Here is a 22,647-nt window from a genome sequence, read left to right as displayed (position 1 = left end):
TCAGGCGTCGGATCAGGACAAGATCCTCGGCTACTTGAAGCGGGTGACGGCCGATCTGCACCAGACGCGGCAGCGGCTGCGCGAGGTCGAGGCCCAGGAGCCCGAACCCATCGCGATCGTCGGTATGGCCTGCAGGTTCCCCGGCGGCATCGAGTCGCCGGAGGACCTGTGGGACCTGGTCGCGGGAGGCCGGGACGCCATCACCGACTTCCCCACCGACCGCGGCTGGGACCTGGAGTCCCTGTTCGACGCCGACCCCGAGCGGAGCGGCACGTCGTACACCCGCGAGGGCGGGTTCCTCGACCGGGTCGGCGAGTTCGACGCCGCCTTCTTCGGGATCAGCCCGCGCGAGACCCTCGGCATGGACCCGCAGCAGCGCCTGCTGCTGGAAACCTCCTGGGAGACCTTCGAGCGCGCCGGGATCGACCCGGCCACGCTGCGCGGCAGCAAGGCCGGCGTGTTCATCGGCACCAACGGCCAGGACTACCCCGACCTGCTGCGCGACGGGGTCCCCCAGGGGGTCGAGCAGTACCTCCTCACCGGCAACGCCGCGAGCGTCGTCTCCGGCCGCCTGTCCTACACCTTCGGGCTGGAGGGTCCGGCGGTCACCGTCGACACCGCCTGCTCCGCCTCGCTCGTCGCGCTGCACCTCGCGGTGCAGGCCCTGCGGGGCGGCGAGTGCTCCCTGGCCCTCGCCGGCGGCGTCACCGTCATGTCCAGCCCGCGCGCCTTCGTGCAGTTCAGCCGGCAGCGCGGCCTCGCCCCCGACGGCCGGTGCAAGCCGTTCGCCGACGGCGCCGACGGCACCGGCTGGGGCGAGGGCGTCGGCATGCTCCTCGTGGAGAAGCTGTCCGACGCCCGCCGCAACGGGCACCCCGTCCTGGCCGTGGTCCGCGGCAGCGCCATCAACCAGGACGGCGCCTCCAACGGCCTGACCGCCCCCAACGGGCCCTCCCAGCAGCGCGTCATCCGCCAGGCCCTCACCAACGCCGGTCTCACCCCGGCGCAGGTCGACGTGGTCGAGGCGCACGGCACGGGCACCACCCTCGGCGACCCCATCGAGGCGCAGGCCATCCTCGCCACCTACGGCCAGAACCGCGCCGACGGCCGGCCGCTGTGGCTCGGCTCCATCAAGTCCAACCTCGGGCACACCCAGGCCGCCGCCGGCGTCGCGGGCATCATCAAGATGGTCCTGGCGATGCAGCACGGCGTCCTGCCCGAGTCGCTCCACATCGACCAGCCGTCCACCGCCGTCGACTGGTCCACCGGCGACGTCGAACTCCTCACCCGTGCCGTGCCGTGGCCCGAGACCGGCCAGCCGCGCCGCGCCGGCATCTCCTCCTTCGGCGTCAGCGGCACCAACGCCCACACCGTCATCGAGCAGGCACCGCCCGCCGACACCCCGGCGGCGTCGGGGGAGGCCGGCACCGGCACCGCGGACTCCGCCACCACCACCGACGCCGCCGCGGCGGAGGGCGCCACCGGGCCGGTCCCGCTGCCGGTCTCCGGGCACGGCGACGAGGGCCTGCGCGCCCAGGCCGAGCGCCTCGCCGCCCACCTGCGCGCCCAGCCCGAACTGGCCGCGGACCCTGCCGGCCTGGCCGACCTCGGTTTCTCCCTCGCCACCAGCCGCGCCGCGCTGGACCGCCGCGCCGTCCTCTTCGCCGACGGCCGCGAGCAGCTCCTCGCCGACCTCGACGCGCTCGCCGCCGGCGAGCAGCCCGCCACCGCCGTCCTCGGCGCCGTCGGCGAGGGCAACACCGCCTTCCTCTTCACCGGCCAGGGCAGCCAGCGCCCCGGCATGGCCCGCGAGCTGTACGCCACCCACCCGGGGTTCGCCCGCGCCCTGGACGCCGTACGCGACGAACTCGACCGGCACCTCGAACGCCCTCTGTACGACGTCCTGTTCGCCGCCGAGGGCACCCCCGCGGCGGCGCTGCTCGACGAGACCGCCCACACCCAGGCCGCCCTGTTCGCCGTCGAGGTCGCCCTGTTCCGGCAGCTCGAACAGTGGGGGGTGACCGCCGACTTCCTCATCGGGCACTCCATCGGCGAACTCGCCGCCGCCCACGTCTCCGGCGTCCTCACCCTCCCCGACGCGGCGGCCCTGGTCGCCGCCCGCGGCCGGCTGATGCAGGCCCTGCCCTCCGGCGGCGCGATGATCGCCGTCGAGGCCACCGAGGACGAGGTCACCCCGCTCCTCACCGACCGGGTGTCCATCGCCGCCGTCAACGGCCCCCGCTCCGTCGTCGTCTCCGGCGACGAGGACGCCGCCACCGCGGTCGCCGAGGCCCTGCGCGCCCGCGGCCGCCGCACCAAGCGGCTCACCGTCAGCCACGCCTTCCACTCGCCGCTCATGGACGACATGCTCGGCGCGTTCCGCGAGGCCGCCGAAGCCGTCTCCTACGCGCCGCCGGTCATCCCGATCGTCTCCAACCTCACCGGTGCCTCCGTCACCGCCGAGGAGATCTGCACCGCCGACTACTGGGTGCGGCACGTCCGCGAGGCCGTCCGCTTCCTCGACGGCGTACGCGCCCTGGCCGCGCTCGGCGTCACCACCTTCATCGAGGTCGGCCCCGGGGGCGTCCTCACGGCCCTCGCCCAGGACTGCCTCGCCGCACCGGACGGCGAGGACGGCGAGACCGGCCGGGACAGCCTGCGGGACGCCGTGTTCGTACCCGCCCTGCGCGCCGACCGCCCCGAGCCGGCCGCGTTCGCCGCCGCCGTCGCCCGGGCCCACGCCCACGGCGTCGCCGTGGACTGGTCCGCCGTCTTCGCCGGCCGCGGCGCCACCCGCGTCGACCTGCCCACGTACGCCTTCCAGCGGCGCCTCTACTGGCCCGAGCAGCCCACCGCCTGGACCGGCGACGTGGCCGCCGCCGGCATCGGCTCCGCCGACCACCCGCTGCTCGGCGCCGCCATCGCCCTGGCCGACGGCGACGGCTACCTCTTCACCGGCCGCCTCTCCCTGGCCACCCACCCCTGGCTCGCCGACCACACGGTCATGGACACCGTGCTGCTGCCCGGCACCGCCTTCGTCGAACTCGCCCTCCGGGCCGGCGAGCACACCGGCTGCGAACTCCTCGACGAGCTCACCCTCCAGGCACCGCTGGTCCTGCCCCCGCACGGCGGCATCCAGATCCAGCTCGCCGTCGGCGCGCCCGACACCGACGGACGGCGCTCGCTGACCCTGCACTCCCGGCCCGAGGACGCCGCCGACGACACCTGGGGCGAAGGCGCCTGGACCCGGCACGCCACCGGCTTCCTCGCCCCCGCCGCCACCCGGGCCGACCGGGCGACCGGCACCGAGCTGGCCACCTGGCCGCCGCAGGACGCGACCGCCGTCCCCGTCGACGGCCTGTACGAGTACCTCACCGGCAACGGCTTCGCCTACGGGCCCGTCTTCCAGGGCCTGACCGGCGCCTGGCAGCGCGCCGACGAGGTCTTCGCCGAGGTCCGCCTGCCCGAGCAGGCCCACGCCGAGGCCGCCCTGTTCGGCCTGCACCCGGCCCTGCTCGACGCCGCCCTGCACGCCGTCGGCATGGGCTCCCTGCTGGAGGACACCGAGCACGGCCGGCTGCCGTTCTCCTGGAGCGGCGTCGCCCTGCACGCCGTCGGCGCCCGCGCCCTGCGCGTCCGCCTCGCCCCCGCCGGGCAGGACACCGTCCGCGTCGACCTCGCCGACGAGACCGGCGCGCCCGTCGCCTCCGTCGACGCCCTGCTGCTCCGCCCCGTCAGCCCCGACCAGGTCCGCGCCGCCCGCACCGCCTTCCACGACTCGCTGTTCCGCGTCGACTGGACCCCGCTGGCCCTCCCGGCCGCCACCACGGTCGCCCCCGGCCAGTGGGCCCTGCTCGGCGGGGCCGCCGCCGGTGCCCGCTTCACCACCGTCCTGCCCACGGCAGCCGCGTACACGGACCTCACCGCCCTCACCGCGGCCGTCGCGGCCGGCGGCCCGGTCCCCCAGGCCGTCGTCCTCCCCGTGTCCCTCCCCGCCGCCGAGGGCACCCCGGCGACCCCGGTCGACGCCGCGCTGCCCGCCGCCGTCGCCGACGCCCTGCACCACGCCCTGGAACTGGCCCAGGCCTGGCTGGCCGACGACCGCTTCGCCGGCTCCCGCCTGGTGTTCACCACCCACGGCGCCGTCGCCACCACCGCCGGCTCCGACGTGCCCGACCTGGCGCACGCCCCGCTGTGGGGCCTGCTGCGCGCCGCCCAGTCCGAGCACCCCGACCGGTTCGTCCTGCTCGACCTGGACGACCGCGAAGAGTCCCTGCGCGCCCTGCCCGCGGCGCTGGCCACCGGCGAGGCGCAGCTCGCGCTCCGCGAGGGCCGCGCCGTCGTGCCCCGGCTCGCCCGCGTCCCGGCCGTGCCGGCCGCCGAGGGCCGCGAGGCCCGCCCGCTCGACACCGACGGCACCGCCCTGGTCACCGGAGCCACCGGCACCCTCGGCGGGCTCGTCGCCCGCCACCTCGTCACCGCGCACGGCGTCCGCCGGCTGCTGCTGACCAGCCGCCGCGGCGAGGGCGCCGCCGGAGCCCCCGAACTCCTCGCGGAGCTGCGCGCGCTGGGCGCCGAGGTCACCCTCGCCGCCTGCGACGCCGCCGACCGCGACGCGCTCGCCGCGGTGCTGGCCGCCGTACCCGCCGAGCACCCGCTGACCGCCGTCGTGCACACCGCCGGCGTCCTCGACGACGGCATCCTCGAAGCGCTCACCCCCCAGCGGATCGACCACGTCCTGCCCGCCAAGGTCGACGCTGCCGTGAACCTGCACGAGCTGACCCGCGGCCTCGACCTCGCCGCGTTCGTGCTGTTCTCCGCCGCCGCCGGCACCCTCGGCGCGGCCGGCCAGGCCAACTACGCCGCCGCCAACACCTTCCTCGACGCGCTCGCCCAGCGCCGCCGCGCCGAGGGCCTGCCCGCCACCGCGCTCGCCTGGGGCCTGTGGGCCGAACGCAGCGGCATGACCGGTGACCTCGCCGACACCGACCTGGAGCGGATCTCCCGCGCCGGCGTCGCCGCCCTCTCCTCCGCCGAGGGCCTCGCCCTCATGGACACCGCCCGGGAGACCGGAGAGGCCACCGCCGTCCCCATGCACCTCGACCTGGCCGGGCTGCGCCAGGCCGACGCGAGCATGGTCCCGCCGCTGCTGCGCGGACTGGTGCGGCCCGCCGCGCGCCGCACCGCCGCCGCCCAGGGCGCCGCGCCCGCCGACGGCCTCACCGAGCGGCTGCTGCCGCTGACCGCCGTCGAACGCGATCGGCTGCTGCTGGCCACCGTCCGCGTCCAGGTCGCCGCCGTCCTCGGCTTCCCCGGCCCCGACGCCGTCGACCCCGGCCGCGCCTTCAAGGAACTCGGCTTCGACTCGCTCACCGCCGTCGAACTCCGCAACCGCCTCGGCTCCGCCACCGGCGTCCGGCTGCCCGCCACCCTCGTCTTCGACTACCCCACCCCGAACGCGCTCGCCGCCTTCCTGCGCACCGAACTCCTCGGCGACCAGGCCGCGCCCGCGTCCGCCGGCACCACCGGCACCACCGCCCACGGCCCGGCCGCCGCCGACGAGCCCATCGCCATCGTCGCCATGGCCTGCCGCTACCCCGGCGGGGTCACCACCCCCGAGGAACTGTGGCAGCTCGTCGCCGGCTCCGCCGACGCGATCTCCCCGTTCCCCACCGACCGCGGCTGGAACCTGGACGCGCTGTACGACTCCGACCCCGGCCGCGCCGGCACCTCGTACACCCGCGAGGGCGGCTTCCTCCACGACGCCGCCGACTTCGACCCCGACGTCTTCGGCATCAACCCGCGCGAGGCCCTCGCCATGGACCCGCACCAGCGGCTCCTGCTCGAAACCTCCTGGGAGGCGTTCGAACGCGCCGGCATCGCCCCCGCCGCCGTGCGCGGCAGCCGCACCGGCGTCTTCGCCGGCGTCATGTACCACGACTACCTGACCCGGCTCCCGGCCGTCCCCGAGGGCCTGGAGGGCTACCTCGGCACCGGCACCGCCGGCAGCGTCGCCTCCGGCCGCATCTCCTACACCTTCGGCCTCGAAGGCCCCGCCGTCACCATCGACACGGCCTGCTCCTCCTCCCTGGTCGCCCTGCACCTGGCCGCGCAGGCCCTGCGCAGCGGCGAGTGCGACATGGCGCTCGCCGGCGGTGTCACCGTCATGTCCACCCCGGACACCTTCATCGACTTCAGCCGCCAACGCGGCCTGTCCACCGACGGCCGCTGCAAGTCCTTCTCCGCCGACGCCGACGGCACCGGCTGGGCCGAGGGCGCCGGCATGATCCTCGTCGAGCGGCTCTCCGACGCCCGCCGCAACGGCCACCCGGTCCTCGCCGTGGTCCGCGGCACCGCCGTCAACCAGGACGGCGCGTCCAACGGTCTCACCGCCCCCAACGGCCCCTCCCAGCAGCGCGTCATCCGCGAGGCCCTCGCCCACGCCGGCCTCACCGCCGCCGACGTCGACGCCGTCGAGGCCCACGGCACCGGCACGACCCTCGGCGACCCCATCGAGGCGCAGGCCCTGATCGCAACCTACGGTCAGGACCGGCCCGCGGACCAGCCCCTGCGGCTCGGCTCCATCAAGTCGAACATCGGCCACACCCAGGCCGCCGCCGGCGCCGCCGGCATCATCAAGATGGTCCTCGCGATGCGCCACGGCGTCCTGCCGGCCTCGCTGCACATCGGTGAGCCGTCCCCGCACATCGACTGGACCGCCGGCGCGGTCTCCCTCCTCACCGAGCAGACGCAGTGGCCCGAGACGGGCCGCCCGCGCCGCGCGGGCATCTCCTCCTTCGGCGTCAGCGGCACCAACGCGCACGTCATCATCGAGCAGCCGCCCGCGGACGAGGACACCGCCACCGGCACCGGTACGCCCGACGGCGCCTCCGCCGCCCTCCCGGCCGGCACCCCGCTGCCGTTCGTCCTCTCCGGCCGCACCCCCGACGCACTGCGCGCCCAGGCCGCCCGGCTCGCCGCCCACCTCACCGAACGGCCCGGCGCGGCACTCGCCGACGTGGCCTACTCCCTGGCCACCGGCCGCACCGCCCTGGACCGCCGGGCCGCCGTCGTCGCCGCCGACCACGAGGAACTGCTGACCGGGCTCGCCGCGCTCGCCGAGGGCCGCGACCACGCCCGGACCGTGCGGCTCGACGCCGGCGACGGCCGGCTCGCCGTCCTCTTCACCGGCCAGGGCAGCCAGCGCCCCGGCATGGGCCGCGAACTGTACGCCGCACACCCCGTGTTCGCCGCCGCCCTGGACGAGGCCTGCGCCGCCCTGGACCCGCACCTCGAACGGCCCCTCAAGGACGTGCTGTTCGCCGAGGACGGCGGGGACGGCGAGGGCGGTGCACTCCTCGACCGGACCGGCACCACCCAGCCCGCCCTGTTCGCGCTGGAGACCGCGCTCTACCGGCTCGTCGAATCCTGGGGCGTGCGTCCCGACTTCGTCGCCGGCCACTCCATCGGAGAGATCACCGCCGCGCACGTCGCCGGCGTCCTGACCCTGCCCGACGCGGCCGCCCTCGTCGCCGCCCGCGGCCGACTGATGGAGCAGCTGCCCGAGGGCGGCGCGATGATCGCGCTCGCCGCCACCGAGGACGAGGTCCGGCCGCTGCTGGCCGGCCGCGACGACCGGATCGGCCTCGCCGCCGTCAACTCCGTCTCCGCCGTGGTCGTCTCCGGCGACGAGGACCTCGCGCTGGAGATCGCCGCCGAGTTCGAGTCCCGCGGCCGCCGCACCAAGCGGCTCACCGTCAGCCACGCCTTCCACTCCCCGCTGATGGACGGCATGCTCGACGAGTTCCGCGAGGTCGCCGCCTCCCTCACGTACCACGCGCCCGTCATCCCCGTCGTCACGAACCTCACCGGCGAACTCGCCGGCGACGCGCTGCGCACCCCCGAGCACTGGGTCGCCCACGTCCGCGAGGCCGTCCGCTTCCTCGACGGCATCCGCACCCTGGACGCCGAGCGCGTCACCACCTACCTCGAACTCGGCCCGCAGGGCGTGCTGTCCGGCCTCGGCCGCGACTGCCTCACCGACACGGACAGCCGGACCGACGCCGTGTTCGTCCCCGCCCTGCGCCGCGACCGCGGCGAGGCCGAGGCGCTGGCCGCCGCGATCGCCGCCGTCCACGCCCGGACCGTCCCGGTCGACTGGACCGCGTACTTCGCCGCGACCGGTGCCCGCCGCACCGACCTGCCCACGTACGCCTTCCAGCGCCGCCGGTTCTGGCTGGAGGCCCCCGCCGGATTCATCGGGGACGTCGAGTCGGCCGGCCTGGGCGCCGCCCACCACCCGCTGCTCGGCGCCGCCGTGCCGCTCGCCGACGGCGAGGGCTTCCTGTTCACCGGCCGCCTCTCCCTCGACACCCACCCCTGGCTGGCCGACCACGCCGTCATGGGCACCGTCCTCCTCCCCGGCACCGCCTTCGTCGAGCTGGCCGTCCGGGCCGGCGACCAGGCCGGCTGCGACCTGCTGGAGGAGCTCACCCTCGAAGCCCCGCTGGTCCTGGCCCCGCACGCCGCGGTCCGCCTGCAGATCGTGGTCGGCGCCCCCGACCGCGACGGCCGCCGCACCCTGGACCTGTACTCCGGCGACCCGGACGCCGCCGACGACGAGCCGTGGACCCGCCACGCCACCGGCATCCTCGCCACCGGCGCCCCGCGACCCGCGTTCGACCTCACCGCCTGGCCGCCGGCCGGCGCCGAGGCCGTCACCGTCGACGGCCTGTACGAGCACCTCGGCCGGGGCGGCTTCGCCTACGGCCCGGTCTTCCAGGGCCTGCGGGCCGCCTGGACCCTCGGTGACGACGTCTACGCCGAGGTCGCCCTGCCCGAGGACCGGCAGGCCGACGCCGCCCGGTTCGGCCTGCACCCGGCCCTCCTCGACGCCGCCCTGCACGCCACCTTCGTCCAGCCGTCCCCCGAAGGGGACCGCCAGGCCGGGCTGCCGTTCTCCTGGCGCGGCGTGTCCCTGCACGCCGTCGGCGCGGCCGCGCTGCGCGTCCGCCTCACCACGGGCGGCGAGGACGCCCTCTCCCTCCAGGTCGCCGACACCGCCGGTGCGCCGGTCGCCGCCGTCGAGCGCCTGATGGTGCGGCCCGTCTCCGCCGACCGGCTGGCCGGCGCCGCCCGCACCGCGCACCACGAGTCGCTGTTCCGCGTGGACTGGGCCACCCTGCCGCTGCCGTCCGGCACCCCGGACGCGCAGCCCGCCGGCACCTGGGCCGTCCTCGGCGCCGGCACCGGCCTGCCCGGCCGCACCCACGCCGACCTGGCGGCCCTGGCCGCCGCCGTCGACGCGGGCGCCCCGGCCCCCAGGTACGTCCTGGCCCCCTGCCCGGCCGCCGAAGGTGAGGGTGTGCTCGGCCCGGACGCCGTCCGCGCCGCCACCCACCGGGCCCTCGCCCTCGTCCAGGGCTGGCTCGCCGACGACCGGTTCGCCGACTCCCGCCTGGTCTTCGTCACCCGCGGCGCCGTCGCCACCCCGGGCGACTGGGACCTCGCCGACCTCGTCCACGCCCCCGTCTGGGGCCTGGTCCGCACCGCACAGGCGGAGAACCCCGACCGGTTCGTCCTCGCCGACCTCGACACCCCCGGCAGCGACGAGACCCTGCCCGGCCTCCTCGACGCCGCCCTCGCCACCGGAGAGCCGCAGTTCGCGGTCCGCCGCGGCACCGTCCACGCCCCCCGCCTCGCCCGGGTCCCGGCGGCCACCCCGCTGACCCCGCCCGCCGACGGCTCGGCCTGGCGCATGGACATCGAGGACAAGGGCACCCTCGACCACCTCACCCTGCTCCCCAGCCCCGAGTCCGAGGCCCCCCTGGAGCCCGGCCAGGTCCGCGTCGCCGTCCGCGCCGCAGGCCTCAACTTCCGCGACGTCCTCAACGCCCTCGGCATGTACCCCGGCGACCCCGGCCTGATGGGCTCCGAAGGCGCCGGCACCGTCCTGGAGACCGGGCCGGGCGTCACCGACCTCGCCCCCGGCGACCGCGTCATGGGCATGCTGCCCGGCGCCTTCGGCCCGCTCGCCGTCGTCGACCGCCGCATGATCGCCCCGATGCCCGAGGGCTGGACCTACGCCGAGGCCGCGGCCGTACCGATCGTCTTCATGACGGCGTACTACGCCCTCCACGACCTCGCCGGCCTCCAGGGCGGCGAGACCCTCCTGGTGCACGCCGCCGCCGGCGGCGTCGGCATGGCCGCCGTCCAACTGGCCCGCCACTGGGGCGCCGAGGTCTACGCCACCGCCAGCCCCGCCAAGTGGGACACCCTGCGCGGACTCGGCCTGACCGACGACCGGATCGCCTCCTCCCGCACCCTCGACTTCGAGGACACCTTCCGCACCGCGACCGGCGGCGCGGGCGTCGACGTCGTCCTGGACTCCCTGGCCCGCGAGTTCGTCGACGCCTCGCTGCGGCTGCTGCCGCGCGGCGGACGCTTCGTCGAGATGGGCAAGACCGACGTCCGCGACCCGCAGGACGTCGCCGCCGCCCACCCCGGCGTCACGTACCAGGCCTTCGACCTCACCGAGGCCGGTCTCGACCGCATCCAGGAGATGCTCACCGCCCTCCTCGGCCTCTTCGAGTCCGGAGCCCTGCGCCCGATCCCGGTCTCGTCGTGGGACCTGCGCCAGGCCCCCGAGGCCTTCCGCTACCTCAGCCAGGCCCGCCACACCGGCAAGATCGTCCTCACCGTGCCCGCCGAGTGGAACCCCGAGGGCACCGTCCTCATCACCGGCGGCACCGGCACCCTGGGCGCCCTCGTCGCCCGGCACGCCGTCACCGTCCGCGGCGCCCGCCGCCTGATCCTGACCAGCCGCCGCGGCGAGGCCGCCGCCGGCGCCGCCGAACTCGCCGCGGAACTGCGCGCCCTGGGCGCCGAGGTCACCGTCGCCGCCTGCGACGCCGCCGACCGCGACGCCCTCGCCGACCTGCTGGCCGGCATCCCGGCCGCGCACCCGCTGACCGCCGTCGTCCACACCGCCGGCGTCCTCGACGACGGCATCACCACGGCCCTCACCCCCGAGCGGATCGACCGCGTCCTGCGCCCCAAGGCCGACGCCGCGCTCCACCTGCACGAGCTGACCCGCCGCCTCGACCTGGCCGACTTCGTCCTGTTCTCCTCCGCCGCCGGCACCTTCGGCGGCGCCGGCCAGGCCAACTACGCCGCCGCGAACGTCTTCCTCGACGCCCTCGCCCGCCACCGCCAGGCCCGCGGCCTGCCCGGCACCTCCCTCGGCTGGGGCCTGTGGGCCGAGGCCAGCGGCATGACCGGCGAGCTGGACACCGCCGACAAGGACCGCATGACCCGGTCCGGCGTCCTCGGCCTCTCCTCCGAGGAGGGCCTGGGCCTGCTCGACACCGCCCACCGCACCGGCGACGCCCACCTCGTCCCCATGCAGCTCGACCTCGTGCCGCTGCGCCAGGCCGACGCGAGCATGGTCCCCGCCCTGCTGCGCGGCCTCGTGCGCACCCCGGCCCGCAGGGCCGTCGAGGCCACCGCCGCCGGAGGCGGAACCCCGCTGGTGGAGCAGCTCGTCCGGCTCCCCGGGACCGAGCGCGACGCACTCCTCCTGGACCTGGTCCGCGACCAGGTGGCCGCCGTCCTCGGCCACGCCACCCCGGACGCCGTCGAACCCGGCCGCGCCTTCAAGGACCTCGGCTTCGACTCGCTGACCGCCGTCGAGTTCCGCAACCGGCTCGGCGCCGCCGCCGGCGTCCGCCTGCCCGCCACGCTCGTCTTCGACTACCCCACCCCCACCGCCCTCGCCGGCTTCCTCAAGGACGAGCTCCTCGGCTCCGAGGCCGCCGCCGCGGCCGCCGCCCTCCCGCGCCACCCGGCCGGCGCCGGCGCCGCCGAGACCGACGACCCCATCGCCATCGTCGCCATGAGCTGCCGCTTCCCCGGCGGCGTCCGCAGCCCCGAGGAGCTGTGGGAGCTGCTCGCCGAGGGCCGCGACGGCATCGCCCACCTCCCCGAGGACCGCGGCTGGGACACCGACGCGCTCTACGACCCCGACCCGGACAACCCCGGCACCTCGTACGCCCGGGAAGGCGGCTTCGTCTACGACGCCCACCACTTCGACCCCGCGTTCTTCGGGATCAACCCGCGCGAGGCCCTTGCCATGGACCCGCAGCAGCGACTGCTGCTGGAGACCTCGTGGGAGGCGTTCGAGCGGGCCGGGATCGACCCGACGGGCCTGCGCGGACAGCAGGTCGGCGTGTTCGTCGGCCAGATGCACAACGACTACGTGTCGCGCCTGAACACCGTCCCCGAGGGCGTCGAGGGCTACCTCGGCACCGGCGGCTCCAGCAGCATCGCCTCCGGCCGCGTCTCCTACACCTTCGGCTTCGAGGGCCCGGCCGTCACCGTCGACACCGCCTGCTCCTCGTCGCTCGTCGCCCTGCACCTCGCGGCGCAGGCCCTGCGCTCCGGCGAGTGCTCCCTCGCCCTCGCCGGCGGCGTCACCATCATCACCACCCCCGACGTCTTCACCGAGTTCAGCCGCCAGCGCGGCCTCGCCGCCGACGGCCGCTGCAAGCCGTTCGCGGCCGCCGCCGACGGCACGGCGTGGGGCGAGGGCGTCGGCATGCTCCTCGTGGAGAGGCTCTCCGACGCCCGCCGCCACGGCCACCAGGTCCTCGCCGTCGTCCGCGGTACGGCCGTCAACCAGGACGGCGCCTCCAACGGCCTCACCGCCCCCAACGGCCCCTCCCAGCAGCGCGTCATCCGCCAGGCCCTCGCCAACGCGGGGCTGACCGCCGCCGACGTCGACGCCGTCGAGGCGCACGGCACGGGCACCCGCCTCGGCGACCCGATCGAGGCGCAGGCCCTCCTCGCCACCTACGGCCAGGACCGGCCCGCGGACAGCCCGCTGTGGTTGGGCTCCATCAAGTCCAACTTCGGCCACACGCAGGCCGCCGCCGGCGTGGCCGGCATCATCAAGATGGTCCAGGCGATGCGCCACGGCGTGCTGCCGCAGACCCTGCACGTCGACGAGCCCTCCCCGCACGTCGACTGGTCCGCGGGCGCGGTCTGCCTGCTCACCGAGCAGCGCCCCTGGCCGGAGACCGGCCGCCCGCGCCGCGCCGGCGTCTCCTCCTTCGGCATGAGCGGTACGAACGCCCACGCCATCGTCGAGCTCCCGGCCACCGCGGAAGCAGCGGAGACGACCGACACCGCGAACGCCCCGGCCACCCCGGCCGCCGTCCCGGCCGCGCTTCCGTGGCACCTGACCGCCCGCACCTCCGAGGCCCTGCGCGGCCAGGCCGAGCGGCTCCTCGCCCACCTCGACGCGGACCCGGCGGCCGAGCCCGCCGACATCGGCCACACCCTGGCCACCGCCCGGGCCGTCTTCGAGCAGCGCGCGACCGTCGTCGCGGCGGACCGCGACGGTTTCCGCACCGGCCTGGCCGCCCTCATCGAGGGCCGCTCGGCGGCCGGACTGGTCCGGGGCACCCCCGCGACCGGCGGGAAGCTCGCCTTCCTGTTCACCGGCCAGGGCAGCCAGCGCCTCGGCGCGGGGCGTGAGCTGTACGACGCCCACCCGGTGTTCGCCGCCGCCCTCGACGCGGTGTGCGACCGCATGGACCTGGAACGGCCGCTGAAGGACGTGCTGTTCGGCTCGGACGCGGCGCTCCTGGACGAGACGGCGTACACCCAGCCCGCGCTGTTCGCGGTCGAGGTGGCCCTCTTCCGGCTGCTGGAGTCCTGGGGCGTGAAGCCGGACTTCCTGTCCGGCCACTCCATCGGCGAGATCGCCGCCGCCCACGTGGCCGGGGTCCTCTCGCTGGACGACGCGTGCACGCTGGTCGCGGCCCGCGGCCGGCTGATGCAGGCCCTGCCCGCCGGCGGCGTGATGATCGCCGTCGAGGCCGCGGAGGACGAGGTCCTGCCGCTGCTCACCGACGCCGACCGGGTGTCCGTCGCCGCCGTCAACGGGCCGCGGGCCGTCGTGGTCGCCGGTGACGAGGACGCGGCGGCCGCCGTCGCCGCGCACTTCGAGGCGCAGGGCCGCAAGACCAAGCGGCTCACCGTCAGCCACGCCTTCCACTCGCCGCACATGGACGGCATGCTCGACGCCTTCCGGCGCGTGGCCGAGGGACTGACGTACGCCGCCCCGCGCATCCCGGTCGTGTCCAACCTGACGGGTTCCGTGGCGGGCGAGGAGATGGCCTCGGCCGACTTCTGGGTGCGGCACGTCCGCGAGGCCGTCCGCTTCCTCGACGGCGTCCGCGCCCTGGAAGCCGCCGGCGTCACCACGTACGTCGAACTCGGCCCCGACGGCGTCCTGTCCGCGATGGCCCAGGACTGCCTGACCGACGACACCGGATCCGCCGCGTTCGCCGCCGCCCTGCGCACCGGACGCCCCGAGCCCGAGACCCTGCTCACCGCCCTGTCCACCGCGTACGTCCGCGGCACCTCCGTCGACTGGCGGGCCTTCTACGCCCCGCTCGGGGCCCGGCGCGCCGACCTGCCGACGTACGCCTTCCAGCGCACCCTCTACTGGCTCGACGCCGGTCGTACCGACGGCGACGTCACCGCCGCCGGTCTCGGCTCCGCCGACCACCCGCTGCTCGGCGCCGAGGTCCAGCTGCCCGACTCCGACGGCCACGTCTTCACCGGACGCCTGTCGCTGGCCGGCCACCCCTGGCTCGGCGACCACCGGGTCATGGGCTCCGTGCTGCTGCCGGGCACGGCCTTCGTCGAACTCGCGCTCCAGGCCGGCACGCACGTAGGCTGCGAGCTCGTCGAAGAGCTCACCCTGGAGGCGCCGCTCGTCCTGCCCGAGCAGGGCGGCGTCCAGCTGCGGCTCTCCCTCGGCGCAGCCGACCGCACGGGCGGCCGGCGCAGCCTGTCCCTGCACTCCCGCCCCGAGGGCGCCGACCCGGACACGCCGTGGACGCGGCACGCCGCCGGTGTGCTCGCGCCCGGCACCGGCCAGGCTCCGCAGACCCTCACCGAGTGGCCGCCGGCCGGGGCGGAGTCCCTCCCGGTGGACGGCCTGTACGAGGGCCTCGCGGACTCCGGCTTCGGCTACGGGCCGGTCTTCCGCGGGCTGCGCGCCGCCTGGCGCCACCGGGACGCGTACTACGCCGAGGTCGCCCTGCCCGAGGGCGCTGCCGGCGAGGCCGCCCGCTTCGGCCTGCACCCCGCCCTGCTCGACGCGGCCCTGCACGCGCTGGGACTGGGCGCCGCGGACGCCGGCACCGGCGAAGGCCGCCTGCCGTTCTCCTGGTCCGGCGTGTCCCTGCACGCGGTCGGGGCCGCGGAGCTCCGGGTGCGGCTGACCACGGCCCGGGGCGGCGAGGTGGCCCTGACGATCACCGACGCCACGGGCGCTCCCGTCGCCTCGGTGGCCGGACTGGCCCTGCGCGCGGTGAACCGCGACCAGCTGGCCACGGCACCGGACGCCACCCGCGACTCCCTGTTCCGGGTGGAGTGGACGGAGCTCGCCGCCGGCGGGTCCTTCGAGGACTGGCGGATGCTGGACGGGTCCGACGGGTCCGACGGGTCCGCGGCCGCGCTGGTCGTGCCCTGCACGACGCCGACCGGCACGGACCCGGTGGCCGCGGTGCACGCGGAGACCGCCCGGGTGCTCCGGCTGCTCCAGGACTGGTCGGCGGACGAGAGGTCCGCCGACGCCCGCCTGGTCTTCCTGACCCGCGGCGCGGTGGAGGCCGTACCCGGCGAGGGCGTGGCGGATCCGGCAGCCGCAGGCGTGCGGGGTCTGGTGCGTTCCGCGCAGTCCGAGAACCCGGGCCGCCTGGTGCTGGTGGACGTCGACGCCGACGCGACCGACGGCGACGTCGCCGAGGGGGTCTCGGCCGCGCTCGCCTCGGGCGAGTCCGAGGTGGCGGTGCGCGGGGGCGCGGTGCTGGTGCCGAGGCTGGCCCGCGCCACGGTCGCGGCTGTCGATGCGGCTGCCGGGTGGGACGTCGGGGGCACGGTGCTGGTGACGGGTGCGAGCGGTTCGCTGGGCGGGTTGTTCGCCCGGCACCTGGTGGTCGAGCGGGGTGTGCGGCGCCTGTTGCTGGTGTCCCGCCGTGGTGGGGCGGCCGAGGGTGCTGCGGAGTTGTCGGCGGAGCTGGCGGGTCTGGGTGCCGAGGTGGCCTGGGCGGCGTGTGACGTGGCCGACCGTGGCGCGTTGGCGGCCGTTCTGGCCGGCGTCCCGGCGGAGCACCCGCTGACGGCGGTCGTGCACACGGCCGGTGTGCTGGACGACGGCGTGGTCGGTTCGCTGACGGCCGAGCGGCTGTCGGCGGTGCTGCGTCCGAAGGTGGACGCGGCGTGGAACCTGCACGAGCTGACGCGCGGCCTGGACCTGTCGGCGTTCGTCCTGTTCTCCTCCGCCGCCGGTGTGTTCGGTGGTGCGGGCCAGGCCAACTACGCGGCGGCCAACACCTTCCTGGACGCCCTCGCCGCGCACCGCCGGGCCGCGGGCCTGGCGGGCACCTCGCTGGCCTGGGGCCTGTGGACCGGCGTCGGAGGCATGGGCGGCGAGCTCACCGACGGCGACCGCGAGCGCATCAACCGCGGCGGCATCGGCACCCTCACCCCCGAGACCGGCCTCGCCCTCTTCGACGCGGCCCGGCGCACCGCCGACCCGCTGCTCGTCCCGCTCCCGCTCGACCTGGTGGCCCTGCGCGCCCAGGCCCGCACCGGCATGGTCCCCGACCTGCTGCGCGGCCTGGTCCGCGTACCGGCCCGCCGGGCCGCCGCGGGACAAGGCACCACCGGTGACGGTTCCGCGTTCCGCACCCGGCTGGCCGGGCTGCCCGCCGAGGAGCGGGAGACCGCCCTGCTGGACATGGTCCGGGCCGAGGTGGCCGCCGTACTCGGCCACGCCTCCACCGACGAGGTGCCGGCCGACCGGGCGTTCAAGGAGCTCGGCTTCGACTCCCTGACCTCCGTCGAGCTGCGCAACCGGCTCGGTTCCGCCACAGGCGAGCGGCTCCCCGCCACGCTCGTCTTCGACTACCCGACCCCGAGCGCGCTCGCCGGTTACCTGATGGCCGAGGTCCTGGGCCTGGCCGCGGACGAGCACACGACCGCCGACCCGACGGCGCCGGCCGTCTCCCCGGGCGCCCCGCTGCACGAGGACCCGATCGCGATCGTCGGCATGGGCTGCCGCTACCCCGGCGGGGTCGAGACCCCCGAGGACCTGTGGCGCCTGGTGGCGGGCGGCATCGACGCCATCTCGGAGTTCCCGCAGGGCCGCGGCTGGGACCTGGAGTCGCTGTACGACCCGGACCCGGACGGCAGGGGCACCAGCTACACCCGCTCCGGCGGCTTCCTGCACGACGCGGGCCGCTTCGACCCGGCGTTCTTCGGGATCTCCCCGCGCGAGGCCGTGGCGATGGACCCGCAGCAGCGCCTGCTGCTGGAGACCTCCTGGGAGGCCTTCGAACGGGCCGGCATCGACCCCGCCACCGTGCGCGGCAGCCGGACCGGCGTCTTCGCGGGCATCATGTACCACGACTACGCCACCCGGATCACCTCCGTACCGGACGGCGTCGAGGGCTACCTCGGCACGGGCAACTCCGGCAGCATCGCCTCCGGCCGCGTCTCCTACGCCTTCGGGCTGGAGGGTCCGGCGGTCACCGTCGACACGGCCTGCTCCTCCTCCCTCGTCGCCCTGCACTGGGCGATCCAGGCCCTCCGCAACGGCGAGTGCACCATGGCGCTGGCCGGCGGTGTCACGGTCATGTCGACCCCGGGCACCTTCACCGAGTTCAGCCGTCAGCGCGGTCTGGCCGCCGACGGCCGCATCAAGTCCTTCGCGGCGGCCGCCGACGGCACCAGCTGGGCCGAGGGCGCGGGCATGCTGCTCGTCGAGCGGCTGTCGGACGCCCGCCGCAACGGCCACCCGGTGCTCGCCGTGGTCCGCGGGTCCGCGATCAACCAGGACGGGGCGAGCAACGGCCTCACCGCCCCCAACGGCCCGTCCCAGCAGCGCGTCATCCGGCAGGCCCTCGCCTCCGCCGGGCTGAGCAGCGACCGGATCGACGTGGTCGAGGCGCACGGTACGGGCACCACCCTCGGCGACCCGATCGAGGCGCAGGCCCTGCTCGCCACCTACGGCCGGGAGCGCGATGCCGACGAGCCGCTGTGGCTGGGCTCCATCAAGTCCAACATGGGCCACACGCAGGCCGCCGCCGGTGTCGCCGGCATCATCAAGATGATCATGGCGATGCGGCACGGGGTCCTGCCGAAGACCCTGCACGTGGACGAGCCGACCCCGCACGTGGACTGGGAGGACGGCGCCGTCTCGCTGCTGACCGAGTCCGTGCCGTGGCCCGAGACCGGCCGCCCGCGCCGCGCCGGTGTGTCGTCCTTCGGCATCAGCGGCACCAACGCCCACACGATCATCGAGCAGGCCCCGGAGGACCTCGTCCCGGCCGCGGCGGACGACCGTCCGGCGCCCGTGCTGCCGTACCTGCTGTCCGCGAAGTCGGCGGACGCGCTGCGCGGCCAGGCGGCCCGCCTCCGCGCCCACCTGGAGGGCACGCCCGAGACGGGAACCGTCGACACGGCCTACTCGCTGGCCACCCGCCGCGCCGCCTTCGACCACCGCGCGGTGGTCGTGGCCGCCGACCGGGCCGAGCTGCTGCGCGGCCTCGCCGCCCTCGCGGACGGCGACCCGGCCCCGGCCGGGGTCACGCGGGACACCGTGGGCGCCGCCGGCGCCGGGAGGCTCGCCTTCCTGTTCACCGGGCAGGGCAGCCAGCGCCTCGGCGCCGGCCGGGAGCTGTACGCCACCCACCCGGTGTTCGCTGCCGCCCTGGACGCGGTGTGCGCCGAGCTCGACCCGAGGATCGAACTCCCCCTGAAGGACGTGCTGTTCGGCGACGACGCGGCCCTCCTCGACCGTACGGAGTACACCCAGCCGGCGCTGTTCGCCGTCGAGGTGGCCCTCTTCCGGCTGCTGGAGTCCTGGGGTGTGAAGCCGGACTTCCTGTCCGGGCACTCCATCGGCGAGATCGCCGCCGCCCACGTGGCGGGCGTGTTCCCGCTGGCCGACGCCTGCGAACTGGTCGCCGCCCGCGGCCGGTTGATGCAGGCCCTCCCGGCCGGCGGTGCGATGGTCGCGGTCCAGGCCGCGGAGGACGAGGTCCTGCCGCTGCTCACCGAGGCCGACCGGGTGTCCATCGCCGCGGTCAACGGCCCGCAGTCGGTCGTGGTCGCGGGCGACGGGGACGCGGCGGCCGCCGTGGCCGCGCACTTCGAGGCGCAGGGCCGCAAGACCAAGCGGCTCACCGTCAGCCACGCCTTCCACTCGCCGCACATGGACGGCATGCTGGCCGACTTCCGGAAGGTCGCCGAGGGGCTGTCGTACGCCGCCCCGCGCATCCCGGTCGTGTCCAACCTGACGGGCGCCCTCGTCACCGACGAGATGGCATCCGCCGACTTCTGGGTCCGGCACGTCCGCGAGGCCGTCCGCTTCCTCGACGGCGTCCGCGCCCTGGAAGCCGCCGGCGTCACCACGTACCTCGAACTGGGCCCCGACGGGGTGCTCTCGGCGATGGCCCAGGACTGCCTCACCGAGGAGGGCACGGCCGGCTTCGCGCCCGCGCTCCGCGCCGGCCGCCCCGAGCCCGAGACCCTGGCCACCGCCCTCGCCCGGGCCCACGCCCGCGGCACCGCCGTGGACTGGGAGGCGTACTTCGCGCCGACCGGCGCCCGCCAGGCCGAACTGCCCACCTACGCCTTCCAGCGCGACTGGTACTGGCTCGACTCCGCCGTCGGCGCGCAGCACGCCCCGGGCGACGCCGCGGGCTTCGGCCTCGGCACCACCGACCACCCGCTGCTCGGCGCGGCCGTCGAACTGCCCGACTCCGACGGCCACCTCTTCACCGGCCGGCTGTCGACGGCCACCCAGCCCTGGCTCGCGGACCATGCCGTCCTCGGCTCGGTCCTCCTGCCCGGCACCGCCTTCGTGGAGCTCGCGGTCCGCGCCGGCGACCAGGTCGGCTGCGCGGTCCTGGAGGAGCTGACCCTGGAGGCCCCGCTGGTCCTGCCCGAGCGCGGCGGCGTCCAGCTGCGGCTCTCCGTCGCCGCGGCCGACGACTCCGGACGGCGCACCCTGTCCCTGCACTCCCGTGACGAGGACAGCGCCGCCGACCAGCCGTGGACGCGGCACGCCACCGGCGTCCTCGCCCCCGGCACCACCGACCCCGCGACCCCGGCGGCCGACCTCACGGCCTGGCCGCCGGCCGGAGCCGAAGCGGTGGACCTGGACGGCCTCTACGAGGGCCTCGCCGCCGCCGGCTTCGACTACGGCCCCGCCTTCCAGGGCCTGCGCTCCGCCTGGCTGCACGGCGACGCCGTGTACGCCGAGGTGGGCCTCGACGAGGAGACCGCCGGCACGGCCGACTGGTTCGGCCTCCACCCGGCCCTCCTCGACGCCACCCTCCACGCGGCCGGCCTCGGCTCCCTCGTCGAGAACACCGGCCAGGGGCGGCTGCCCTTCGCCTGGAGCGGAGTCCGGCTGCACGCCGCCGGCGCCTCCGCGGTACGGGTCCGGCTGGCCCCGGCCGGCCGCGACGCGGTCGCACTGGAGCTCGCCGACCCGACGGGCGCCCCCGTCGCCTCGGTCGCCTCGCTGGCGCTGCGCGCGGTCTCGCCCGAGCAGATCGGCGCGGCCCGCGGCGGCCGCCAGGAGTCGCTGTTCCACGTGGAGTGGACGACCGTACCGGTCACCCCGGTCTCCGCGGCCGAACAGCGCCCCTGGGCCCTGCTCGGGGACGGCCACCCGGGCCTGGACGCCGTCGGCGTCCGCTACGAGGCCCACGACTCCCTCGCCACCCCCGCGGACCCGGCCGTGGTGTGCGTCCCGATGACCCCGGCCACCGGCACGGAGGACGTCGCGGCTGCGGTGCACGCCGGGACCGGACGGGTGCTGGCACTGCTCCAGCAGTGGCTGTCCGACGAGCGGTTCGCCGACTCCCGCCTGCTGGTCCTGACGCAGGGCGCGGTGGCCGCCGTACCGGGCGAGGGCCCTGCGGACCTGGTGCACGCCGCGGCGTGGGGCCTGCTGCGGTCGGCGCAGTCCGAGAACCCGGGCCGGATCGTCCTGGCCGACACCGACGGCAGTGACGCGTCCCACCGCGCACTTCCCGCCGTACTGGCCTCGGGCGAGACCGAGGTGGCGGTGCGCGGGGGCGCGGTGCTGGTGCCGAGGCTGGCCCGCGCCACGGTCGCGGCTGTCGATGCGGCTGCCGGGTGGGACGTCGGGGGCACGGTGTTGGTGACGGGTGCGAGCGGTTCGCTGGGCGGGTTGTTCGCCCGGCACCTGGTGGTCGAGCGGGGTGTGCGGCGCCTGTTGCTGGTGTCCCGCCGTGGTGGGGCGGCCGAGGGTGCTGCGGAGTTGTCGGCGGAGCTGGCGGGTCTGGGTGCCGAGGTGGCCTGGGCGGCGTGTGACGTGGCCGACCGTGGCGCGTTGGCGGCCGTTCTGGCCGGTGTCCCGGCGGAGCACCCGCTGACGGCGGTCGTGCACACGGCCGGTGTGCTGGACGACGGCGTGGTCGGTTCGCTGACGGCCGAGCGGCTGTCGGCGGTGCTGCGTCCGAAGGTGGACGCGGCGTGGAACCTGCACGAGCTGACGCGCGGCCTGGACCTGTCGGCGTTCGTCCTGTTCTCCTCCGCCGCCGGTGTGTTCGGTGGTGCGGGCCAGGCCAACTACGCGGCGGCCAACACCTTCCTGGACGCCCTCGCCGCGCACCGCCGGGCCGCGGGCCTGGCGGGCACCTCGCTGGCCTGGGGCCTGTGGGCCGAGACCGGCGGCATGGGCGCAACCCTGGCCGCCGAGGACGTCTCGCGCCTGGGCCGCGGCGGTGTCGACGCCATCGGCGCGGCGGAGGGAGCGGCCCTGTTCGATGCCGCCTGCGCCGCCGGGCAGGCGCTGCTGGTCCCGGTGAAGCTGGACCTTGCGGCGCTGCGTGCCCAGGCCGGCAGCGGCATGCTCCCGCCGCTCCTCTCCGGCCTGGTCCGCACCCCCGTACGCCGGACCGCGGGCACCACCGCGGTCGGTGCGGACGGCGGAGCCGAGCTGCGCGAGCGCCTCACCGGGCTCTCGTCGGCAGCGCGGGACGAGGCCCTGCTGGAGCTGGTGTGCGGGTACGTCGCGGGGGTCCTCGGCTTCGCCGGCCCCGAAGCGGTCGACCCGGCGCGCTCGTTCAACGAGGTCGGCTTCGACTCGCTGACGGCGGTCGAACTCCGCAACCGGCTCGGCGCCGCCACCGGCGTCCGCCTGCCCGCCACCCTCGTCTTCGACTACCCGACCCCGACGGCGCTCGTCGCGTTCCTGCGGGACGAGCTCTGGCAGGACGGGGCCGCGGCGGTACCCCCGCTGCTCGCCGAACTGGACCGGCTGGAGAAGACGCTCGTCACCTCCACGCCCGACGACGCAGGCCGCGACCGCATCACCGAGCGGCTCCAGGCCCTGCTGGCGGCCTGGAGCGAGGCCGGGGCGCAGGCCGCCGGGGCCACCGCCGCCGACGGGCCCGATGTCGCCGGGGCTCTGGAGAGCGCGACCGACGACGACCTCTTCGACTTCATCGGCAAGGAGTTCGGCATCTCATGACGCACCCGCTCCGCCCCACCCCTCCCCACCACTCTGACTCTTCCGACTCTCTGGCT

General features: G+C 76.4%; 1 protein-coding gene. It reads left to right on the top strand.

The genetic code is table 11. The features are described 5' to 3' along the window. Positions 1 to 43: 43 nt before the first annotated feature. Positions 44 to 22,591, top strand: a complete 22,548-nt coding sequence (locus ACSHWO_RS02915) for an SDR family NAD(P)-dependent oxidoreductase (RefSeq protein WP_438318883.1) — start codon at positions 44 to 46, stop codon at positions 22,589 to 22,591. The last annotated feature ends 56 nt before the right edge of the window (positions 22,592 to 22,647 follow it).

Origin of the sequence: Streptomyces pallidus (ex Mingjun et al. 2026) (genome assembly GCF_051550185.1) — a bacterium.
In the GTDB taxonomy this organism is placed as follows: Bacteria; Actinomycetota; Actinomycetes; order Streptomycetales; family Streptomycetaceae; genus Streptomyces.
This window is presented reverse-complemented; position numbering and strand designations above follow the sequence as displayed.